The following is a 9356-nucleotide window of genomic DNA, read 5'->3' as shown; positions in this document are numbered from 1 at the left end:
CCGATAATAGAGGGGAAAGCCATCTCTGGCCTGAATCCTCCCACGGAGGCGATCCCATTCGATGCTCATTAGAGAGTATGAAGCCAACTCCCTAAAGGAGTGTCTCACGCAGATACGCAACGAGCTTGGCCCGGAAGCCATTATTTTGGATACACGCAAGGCGCGCAAAGGAGGGCTGCTGGGCATCGGTGCCCGCGAGATCGTTCGCGTCGTGGCCGCCACCGGCCTTGTTCCCCGCGAAGAGGTCGAAGCGAAATCCCGTTCAAGCAGCCAACCTAAAGAGGAAGACAACCCCACCGAAACCGCCGGCGCCACCTCGGCGGCCGCCGCGCAGGCCTATCATACCATCGCTGCCGTTGCCAATAACCATGGGGACAAACTGACCCCCCAAACTCGCTCTGCTACCGCCACCAAAACACGCCCTCCCTCAACCGTGCCAACGCCTTCGATCCTCTCTAAACCGCACGCCGAGGAGCGCCTGCCCGCTTCCGCATCCAAAGCCCGTCGCCCAACACCTGCACTCAACAACCATTCCGTAGAGCCTGCAGCAGAGACCACCGCAACCAACGGTGCGAAAAAGACCTCCATCTCCTCCACCCAACGTATTGGCGAGCTAGAGCAGGCCCTAGCGGAGATACGCGAGGCACTAGATACCTTGCAGCAGCAACAGAGGCTCTCGCAGGAACAGACGGTCACCGCAGTCGTCTCTGCGCTTGCCCCTGTTGTGGCGCCTACCGCACCGACGCCCCTTGTGCTGCCGGCCTGCCCCGAACTCTATCAGAAGCTCCTAGAAATAGGAGTAGACGAGGCCTTAGCCCGTGACCTGGTGGAAAACCTGCCCGATGTAAGCCGCTGGAGCGAGCAGGCGCGGTTGCCTATGGCGCTCTCTGCTCTTTCAGACCTCATCGCGCGGCGCATCCCCATCGCTGCGCCCCTTGCCCCCACGCCGGGGCAATTGACGACGGTCGTGTTTATCGGGCCAACCGGCGTAGGCAAAACGACCACCATCGCGAAACTGGCGGCGCGTTTTGCTCTGCTCGAACACAAGCGAGTCGCCCTGCTCACGGTAGACACCTATCGCATCGCCGCCGTAGAGCAACTCAAAACGTACGGCCAGATTATGGATATCCCCGTGCGCGTGGCCTACGATCAGAGCGAGGCCGTGGCCGCCCTACGCGAGTGCGCGGACTACGATCTGCTGCTGATTGATACGGCCGGCCGAAGCCAGAAGAACACGATGCAGGTGGGAGAACTCAAAAGCCTCATAGACCGATTGAATACCAAAAGCTATCTTGTGCTTTCCGCCTGCATGAAAGAGCGCGATATGTTGGAAGCTGTGGAGCGCTTCTCCAAAGCACGTGTGGATAACCTCATCTTTACCAAGCTCGATGAGACCGACAGCCGCGGCTCCTTGCTGAACGTGCTCGATAAAACGGGCGTGCCGCTCGCCTACATCACGACAGGCCAAAAGGTACCAGAAGATATCGAGGCCGCCGACGGGCGACGTTTTGCGCACCTCCTTCTCGAAGAGGGTTGTTAGCGCACAAGAACTTCCTCGCGAACTCCTTTCGATAGAGGGCCGACGCGATAACCGCGAAGGCCCTTCTTTTTGCTTTTGCCCTCATCCCTAGAACGCCTTGGACGACCACACGTAGGTTTTGGGCACAAGTTCGTGGTATGATTTTTACGAATAGAGAGGAAGAAGCGCCACCCCTGCTTGAAGAGAGGCCTGGTTGGTGCCTTTTCCATAAACCAAAGAAGGAAACCGTTGGAAACGTTAACTCGCGATGAAGGGGAAAATGCCTGCATGGCCGGTGTGATACTACGAAATCTCACCAAAGTGTTCAACAAAGTGGTTGCCGTTAACAATGTGAATTTGGAAATTCGTGACAGTGAGTTTATGGTGCTCGTCGGCCCTTCCGGCTGTGGTAAGACGACCGCACTGCGCATGATCGCCGGTTTGGAAGAGGCCACCTCCGGGGAGATCATCATCGGCGATCGCGTGGTGAACGATGTGTCGCCCAAAGACCGCGACATCGCCATGGTCTTTCAAAACTACGCCCTCTACCCCCATATGAACGTCTACGATAACATGAGTTTTGGCCTCCGTTTAAAACGGGTGCCCACGAACCTGCCCTGGCCTTTTAACACGCGACGCGCCTTCAGCGAAGATGAGATCGATCGCCGGGTGAACGAGGCCGCCGAAATGCTGGGGTTGAAACACCTCCTGCAGCGAAAACCCAAAGAGCTTTCCGGTGGTCAACGTCAGCGGGTTGCCCTAGGGCGGGCCATCGTGCGCGAGCCAAAGGTGTTCTTGATGGACGAACCGCTCTCGAACCTCGACGCCAAACTGCGTGTTCAGACACGCGCGGAGCTTATCAAGCTGCATCGTCGCCTTGGCATCACCACAGTCTACGTAACGCATGACCAGGTGGAGGCGATGACCATGGGCGACCGCATCGCCGTAATGAACAACGGAGTGATCCAGCAGTGCGACACACCGCTCAACCTCTATAACCATCCGGCGAACCTCTTTGTGGCGGGCTTCATCGGCTCGCCCGCAATGAACTTTGTTCCGGCCACCATCGTAGAACGCAATGGAGAGTTGCTGGTGGATGCTGGAAGCTTCCAGGTGACCCTACCCCCAGAACAGGCTCAAAAGGCGCGCGGCTACGTGGGCAAGCGGTGCATTTGGGGCATTCGCCCGGAGGACATCTACGACAAAAACCTGCCGGGATTGGTTCAGCCGACCTCCGGTAACACCATCACGGTGGATGTAGATGTGGTAGAGCCGCTCGGTAGCGACATGGAAATGTACCTTAAAAGCAACGACATCTCGCTCATTGCCATGATTGATAGCGCCTCCACGGCTAAAGTGGGCGGCAAACTCGAAATCGTATTCGATATGGCCAAGAGCCACCTCTTCGATCCTGAAACCGAGCAGGCTATCTACTAAAATATGAAAGGCCCTCATGCTGCTGCAAGCCGAGCATATCAGTCTGAGTTATGGTGATGGAGACCGCATCGCCTACGCCGTACGCGATATTTCGTTGGACATTCCGGCAACCGGCTTTTTCGGCGTGATGGGGCCCTCCGGCTCCGGGAAAAGCTCGCTGCTCTATCTCTTAAGCGGGCTGAAACGACCGGTGACGGGAAAAGTGCTCTACAGGGGCACCGACCTCTACGCGCTCTCTGAACGAGAGCGCGTGCGCCTACGACGACAGAAGTTCGGTTTTGTATTTCAGTATCCCTACCTCATTAACTACCTTACCGTTCAAGAGAACCTGCTTATAGCCGCCGCATCGGCGGATAGGGATGCTGCCAAGAAGGCCGACCTGCTCCTTCACCAACTGAATATTGCGCATCTGCGCAACAGCTTTCCAACCCACCTCTCCGGTGGCGAACGTCAGCGTTTGGCCGTAGCCCGTGCCATGATGCAAGAGCCGGAGGTGATCTTCGCCGATGAACCAACGGCCGCGCTCGACCATACCAACGGCCGCGCCGTCATAGATTTGCTACTGGCCTACAGAGATCGAGGTGCCGTTATCGTCGTGAGCCACGACCCCCTGATGCTGCAAGGGGCCGATCGCATCTACTACCTACTCGATGGCTGTTTAGAAAAGGTAGAAGAGCACTCGACCACAACTCAACCCTTACGGACTATCCTACCGTAGAAACCGACCATGAAAAAGCCGCTATGCGAAACCCTATCTATTTATCAGGAGATAAAAACCCATGTCACATCGAACCGTCAGCTTCAAGGGAAACCCGGTGCCCCTCGAAGGCCCGGAGCTGAAACCGGGAGACGCCGCTCCTAACTTCCGTCTACAACAGAACGCCGCCGACGGCCTCGGCGATGTCACGCTTGATGACTTTGCCGGGAAAACCCTGCTGATCTCCGTCGTCCCCTCCATTGACACCTCGGTTTGCGCTCAGCAAACGCGCACCTTCAACCAAAAAGCCGCGCAACTTCCCGACACCGTGGCCGTCCTTACCGTCAGCATGGACTTGCCCTTCGCTCAAGCGCGCTTCTGTGGCAGCGAACATATAGACCGCATCAAGGTGTTATCCGACCATAGAACCGGCGACTTTGGTCGAGCCTACGGCCTCCTCATCGCCGAAGGGCCATTGCAGCGGATTCTGGCCCGTGCCGTCTTCGTGGTAAGCCCCGATCGCAAAGTTAAGTATGTAGAGTATGTGCCAGAGATAACCCAAGAGCCTAACTACGACGCCGCCCTCGCCGCGGTGGCTTGAGGCGCTTATGCGGCAAGCAGCACGAACGGCAAGCCTCTTTCTCTTAGGGCTTGTGCTGCTTGCCGCGCCGCTCGCCCTTTTGGCGGCTCCCACGCCTGCCGTGGCGTTTCACGTTCCTCCACGCGCCATCACCTATCAACGGCTGGGGTATGCCTTAGGTTTCTTCGGCATCTTTTGGCATGGGTTGGGGCTTTGGTTAACCTTGCACCTCGGAATTGCGGCACGCCTTCGATGTTGGGCCTATCGTCTAACGGCGCGTCGGCCAACCTTGGAAAAGCCCCCGCCATTACGTACGCTGGCGCTTTTTTACGCCGCGTTCTCTCTGCTGTTTCTCCTTTGGCAAATGCCTTTAGGTATGGCTGGCTTGGTGCTGGAAAAACAGTTCGGGTTTGCACGCGAGGGTTGGGCTATGTGGCTCGGCGATACGGCTCTCTCGTGGGCGCTTTCGCTGCCTCTCATTCTCATTCTATGGCTCGGTTATGCCGTCTACTTTCGAAGCCCACAACGATGGTGGCTGTGGCTGTGGGCGGCACTCATTCCACTCATTCTATTTAACAACGTGCTACAGCCTATCGTCATCGCGCCTCTTTTCAACCACTATCGTCCCCTACCTCCGGGGCCACTCCGTCGTGCCATTGAAACGCTTGCCGCCAAAGCTAATATCCATCATGCAGTCATTCTTGTGGAGAACACCAGTCGCCGCACGACGCACGTCAACGCCTACGTCACCGGCATCGGCCCCACCACCCGCATCGTCATAGACGACACGGCCCTCAAAACGCTCCCGCCCGATCAGTTACTGGTGATGGTGGCCCATGAAATGGGGCACTACGTGGAAAAACATGTCTGGATCATAACGCTTAGCAACATCGTGGGGGCCGGGGTGCTGCTTTGGGTGTTGGCCAAGGTGTTCCCGGCTTTGCTCCAGCGTTTTGCCCGAAAGTGGCGCATCGAAGGCCCAACCGATCTTGCTGCACTTCCGGCGCTTTTGCTCTGTCTCTATGTGCTGCTTCAAATTCAAATGCCGCTAGCCAACCTCGAATCGCGCTATCTTGAGCATCGCGCCGACGCTTTCGCGCTTCGTCTTACCCACCTCAACCAGGCTATGGCGCAACTGTTTATCGGCTTCGCCGAACGCGATTATGAAGACCCAAATCCCCCTAAGCTCATCCAGTGGTGGTACGGAACGCATCCTTCGCTGCAATCACGGGTTCAGTTTGCTTTGAGCTACCACCCCTGGCGCCACTCGAACGGTAGGTAGGTAGTTCCAATCTTGCAGTATTGTCATGCTGCCGGCCACAACGACAATGGGGCCTTGTTGTGCCCTTTGCCAAGCGCCCCTCTGAATACCGTTGTGCAAACGCGCATAGTCCGACCATCGGAAGTTTCCGGGCATCCCGAAGGGGCTTAGATAGGGTTGCACCTTCCGAAGCTGCACCTCATATCGCCCCGGATAAAGCCCCTGGAGGAACCAACGTCCCTCCCTATCCAACGGCAACCAGACATCGTCCTCCTGCCCTTTTGCCGCCCCCTCAATACAGGCAAGAGAGACCTCCACCACCCCCAAAGCGACAGGCGCCCCTTCCAAAAGCACCCGCCCCGCCAGACCGCCGCCCAACTGCCCTGCCGGAACGGTGAGATGGATGCATTCGCCGGGGGGGATGGGGTTTGCCGTAGGAGGTGGCATATCCAGATACAGCTCCATCCAGATAGCAAGGCGTTGCCCTGGCGGCGACCATTGCGGCGGCATAAGAAAAACGACCGGTTCATGATCCCAAAAGTCAAACCGGCCTTGCCACACCCGCGCGGGCCTGCCGGCGAGGGCGAACCTTAGGGTGGTCGGCAAGAGGCCGTACCGTGCCAAGGAGGCGTTCAGCGTGCAGTCCAAAAGAACGTTCTCCTGCCCACCCACGGGGGCTACAAAGCGGCCATCCATACCTGGCGCCAAAATGAGATGGTTCGGCAGGTGAAATGGCCCGGGATCGGCCACGAAGGGCGGGAAGAGCTTGCGCCAAGCGGCAGCCTGTGCCCGTGTGAGACAGACGAGATTCGGGCGCCGGCCGAGCATACCCAGCTGCGAGTCCGGTAAGAGTCGCGCCGAGAGTAGCCCAAAGATATGGGTCGCTATCGGCAGAGGGACGTTGGATATCCGAAACGGAACCCGCTGTGCAGGCGGTTGGGGTGGTGGCTCTGGATGAGGGTTGATTTGGCTTAATGTCGGATAGAGGCGCGACTCATAACGCTCCGCCAACTTCTCCTCTTGTAAAAGGGAAGAGAGCATCAGGGTGCCCGCAAAATAGGTGAGCAGCCTTGCAGAAGGCGATGGTGCCGGCAGCTCAAAAAGCGCTCCGATCCCTCCGGGAAAGCGAAAATTGCTGAGATAGCTCCCCACCAATTTCTGGCCGGTATCGTCCTGAGCGTAGACCTTCGAGCGGGCATCTATGCTGATGTTGTGTAGATCGTGCCGAACCGACATCACCTGTAGACTTACGATGAGTTTTCCGGCGGGCAGGTGCACTGTGGGCGCCACATTCCCGAACAGGTGCGCTCGTCCACAAAGCACCTGCCGCACGGAAACAAGATATCCCCCACAATCCTCCGACAAATTGGCCACATAAAGCGGAGCAGAAACCGGAGGTGGTAGATGCAGGGGGTCAATATAGAGCACACGGGTATCGCGTGGGTCTGACTGGATTGCACTTAGCCGAGGCGGTACGAGATAGTCCTTTCTCATGCCGCCTTGCGACGGCGGCGCCGTTCGATGCGTAGCATGCCCGAATAGCAGCCAAACGAGCAGCCCCCCAACCATCACGAACAGAACAGCCCTTTTTTCGATGCGCTCTAGCGCCTCCGTAGGCCGCCACCTTCTCGTTGTTGACTGCGGACTCTCCGCCTCTTGCATTCTCTTCTACCCTGTTCGTATGCGCACAAAGCGTCGCGCTCCCACGCGAAGTAGTTTGCCCTCCAGCGCCGCCATGTCGAACTCGGCGTTTACATCTTGTACCCGCTTACCGTCTAGCTCCACTCCTCCCTGTTCAACAAGGCGTCGAGCCTCGTTGTTGCTTTTAGCAATACCGGCTGCCACCAGCAGTCGGCATATCCAAATACGTCCCTCGCGAGCCTGTTCCGATCCAACCACTATCTCGGGCACATCGCTCGGCAGCTCGCCACCCGCATGCACGCGGTTCCATTCGATATCGGCCTCCTCTGCCGCCTTCGCCCCATGATAGATCGCTACGATCTCACGAGCCAACCGTCGTTTGACGTCCTTTGGGTTTATTTCTCCTTTCGACGCCCGCTGCAATAACTCCTCTATCTCTTCGAGGGGCACATCGGTACAGAGCACGAAATAGTCTCGCATCATCGCATCGGAGATGGACATGAGCTTGCCGTACATATCCAGCGGTGGCTCCGTTATCCCCACATAGTTCCCCAGCGACTTGCTCATCTTTTTCACGCCGTCTAGGCCTACAAGCAAGGGCATAAAAAGGGCTACCTGAGGCTCTTGGCCCATCTCCCGCTGGAGGTCACGCCCGGCGAGGATATTGAATGTTTGGTCTAGCCCTCCCATTTCTATATCGGCTTTGATGACCACCGAGTCGTACGCCTGTGCCAACGGGTAGAGCAGTTCATGGAGGCCTATAGGCAGGCCTTGGGCATAGCGATTGGCAAAATCCTCCCTTTGTAAAACTTGGGCCAACGTCATTTTAGCGGCGAGGTGCACAACATCGGCAAAGGTAAGCCTTCCCAACCACTCGCTATTGAAGCGGACTTCGGTGCGTTCGCGGTCTAGAATGCGCGCAAGTTGCTCCACATAGGTACGGGCATTGGCCGCGATCTCCTCTTGTGAGAGCATGGGGCGGGTTGTAGAGCGGCCCGAAGGGTCTCCTATCAGCGCGGTGTAGTCTCCGACGATGATCACTACCTGATGCCCGAGGTCTTGAAACTGCCTCAACTTTCTCAAGACCACGGCAAAGCCGAGGTGGATATCCGGCGCGGTGGGGTCTAGGCCCAATTTAATGCGCAGGGGTCGGTTCTCTTGCCGTGCCTTCCACAGCTTCTCCTCCAGCCCCCCTTCTGGAATGACTCCGGCCGTACCTCTTTTCAAGCGCTCGGCCTGCTGTAAGATATCGTTGGGTATGGTCGTTGCGGTCTCCAAAAGCTCCTCCAACAGCTATGTTTTGCGTTAACAGAGAGTCTACCCCATGTTAGAACGGAGTGTCCTCCAAAACACCAACCCACACCGTCACATGGAACATCCTCTCCCCTTTTCCGTTCAGGAGTGGGCATCTCACACCTATTCGCAGTTTCTTCTATGAAGGCGTTGCTTCTTAGCCCCTTATTTTTTGCAGAACCTTGCTCGCCAGAGAAGCCATAGTGTCCAACCATTTCTCCTCCAGTGGCAGCCTGCCCTGCCTCAGTATTATCGCGAATTGCCTCCAGGCAAAAAATTTTTTGCCAAACTCTTGACAACACGTCCCGGCTTTGTTATAATATAACTATATAACCCTACAAACCTTTCCTGCTACTTCTCTGCTCGTTAAGGAGGTCGCAACCATGAAGGCTTTGGCAGTCCACCGGCTCGTGGCGCGTTTGGGGCTTTACGCCCCTTCCCGTTTTGCCCCCTGGCAACGGTTCTGTGCCCTTACCACCCTTGGCAGCTTTGTCTGGAGCTTTGTGCTCTCGGCACCCTGTGTGGCCATTGCCCAAACTCGTGAGCATACCCCCCCCTAATTGCTAACAATAAAAACTCCATGAACTTCCCCAAACCCAAACGTTCGCAACCCCACTTCTCCATCAACTACCTCCAACCGGCCCCCAAGCCTTCCCATCCGCTCGCTCCGGCCACACGCTCCCTCTCGCTGCTGGATGCTCTGGGGCAACCCACCCAATCCGTCTCCCCCACCCAACGCCTCCTGTGGCGCAAACGGCTCCATCAGCCCAAGCTCTCCTCCCTCTCGGCGGCCTGGCTGCACCTGTGGCTGGCCCAGACCGCTTTAGGTCAAGACCAGCATCCCCAAGCCGCTCTTGAGGAGTTGGCGTGGGTAAGGCATTTCGCCCAACCCACCTGGTCGGTCTACGGCTTGGCCCTCTACGACACC

The 9356-nt window shown here is 57.3% G+C and carries 9 protein-coding genes; 7 read left to right on the top strand and 2 right to left on the bottom strand.

What is annotated here, in order from left to right; genetic code table 11:
- Positions 1-61 precede the first annotated feature (61 nt).
- From flhF to VKV29_RS11765, 5 genes are all read left to right on the top strand, one after another.
- On the top strand, positions 62-1540 hold the full coding sequence (flhF, locus tag VKV29_RS11785) for a flagellar biosynthesis protein FlhF (RefSeq protein WP_324201508.1): 1479 nt from the start codon (positions 62-64) through the stop codon (positions 1538-1540).
- Positions 1541-1807: 267 nt separating this feature from the next.
- Positions 1808-2956, top strand: coding sequence for a sn-glycerol-3-phosphate ABC transporter ATP-binding protein UgpC (locus VKV29_RS11780; protein WP_343217366.1), 1149 nt, complete (start codon positions 1808-1810; stop codon positions 2954-2956).
- A gap of 16 nt (positions 2957-2972) precedes the next feature.
- Positions 2973-3674, top strand: coding sequence for an ABC transporter ATP-binding protein (locus tag VKV29_RS11775; RefSeq protein WP_324201506.1), 702 nt, complete (start codon positions 2973-2975; stop codon positions 3672-3674).
- Between the two features lie 61 nt (positions 3675-3735).
- The gene (tpx, locus tag VKV29_RS11770; RefSeq protein WP_324201505.1) at positions 3736-4254 is read left to right on the top strand and encodes a thiol peroxidase; all 519 of its coding nucleotides are present in this window, start codon (positions 3736-3738) and stop codon (positions 4252-4254) included.
- A 7-nt stretch (positions 4255-4261) separates the two neighbouring features.
- Positions 4262-5515 (top strand): M48 family metallopeptidase, encoded by a 1254-nt coding sequence (locus tag VKV29_RS11765; protein ID WP_324201504.1) that lies wholly within the window; start codon positions 4262-4264, stop codon positions 5513-5515.
- Here the strand turns inward: VKV29_RS11765 and VKV29_RS11760 are convergent.
- Entirely contained in the window at positions 5459-7156 is a 1698-nt protein-coding gene (locus VKV29_RS11760) for a hypothetical protein (RefSeq protein ID WP_324201503.1), read from the bottom strand. The genes VKV29_RS11765 and VKV29_RS11760 overlap by 57 nt on opposite strands.
- 6 nt (positions 7157-7162) lie before the next feature.
- On the bottom strand, positions 7163-8413 hold the full coding sequence (tyrS, locus tag VKV29_RS11755) for a tyrosine--tRNA ligase (RefSeq protein WP_324201502.1): 1251 nt from the start codon (positions 8411-8413) through the stop codon (positions 7163-7165).
- 398 nt (positions 8414-8811) lie between these two features.
- Here tyrS and VKV29_RS11750 point away from each other — a divergent pair, with 398 nt between their 5' ends.
- A complete protein-coding gene (locus tag VKV29_RS11750; protein ID WP_324201501.1) occupies positions 8812-8988 on the top strand; it encodes a hypothetical protein in 177 nt (58 codons plus the stop codon).
- Between the two features lie 20 nt (positions 8989-9008).
- A partial coding sequence (locus VKV29_RS11745; protein WP_324201500.1) for a hypothetical protein occupies positions 9009-9356 on the top strand: 348 nt, incomplete at its 3' end.

It is taken from the genome of Chthonomonas sp., from assembly GCF_035294165.1.
Lineage (GTDB): Bacteria > Armatimonadota > Chthonomonadetes > Chthonomonadales > Chthonomonadaceae > Chthonomonas.
Note: the sequence above shows the minus strand (reverse complement) of the source record. Positions and strands in the feature narration are given on the sequence as shown.

What these genes read in the sequence shown, in the direction of transcription:
- flhF (WP_324201508.1), top strand. Translation starts at nt 62, where the DNA reads ATGCTCATTAGAGAGTATGAAGCCAACTCCCTAAAGGAGTGTCTCACG.
- VKV29_RS11780 (WP_343217366.1), top strand. Translation starts at nt 1,808, where the DNA reads ATGGCCGGTGTGATACTACGAAATCTCACCAAAGTGTTCAACAAAGTG.
- VKV29_RS11775 (WP_324201506.1), top strand. Translation starts at nt 2,973, where the DNA reads ATGCTGCTGCAAGCCGAGCATATCAGTCTGAGTTATGGTGATGGAGAC.
- tpx (WP_324201505.1), top strand. Translation starts at nt 3,736, where the DNA reads ATGTCACATCGAACCGTCAGCTTCAAGGGAAACCCGGTGCCCCTCGAA.
- VKV29_RS11765 (WP_324201504.1), top strand. Translation starts at nt 4,262, where the DNA reads ATGCGGCAAGCAGCACGAACGGCAAGCCTCTTTCTCTTAGGGCTTGTG.
- VKV29_RS11760 (WP_324201503.1), bottom strand. Translation starts at nt 7,156, where the DNA reads ATGCAAGAGGCGGAGAGTCCGCAGTCAACAACGAGAAGGTGGCGGCCT.
- VKV29_RS11750 (WP_324201501.1), top strand. Translation starts at nt 8,812, where the DNA reads ATGAAGGCTTTGGCAGTCCACCGGCTCGTGGCGCGTTTGGGGCTTTAC.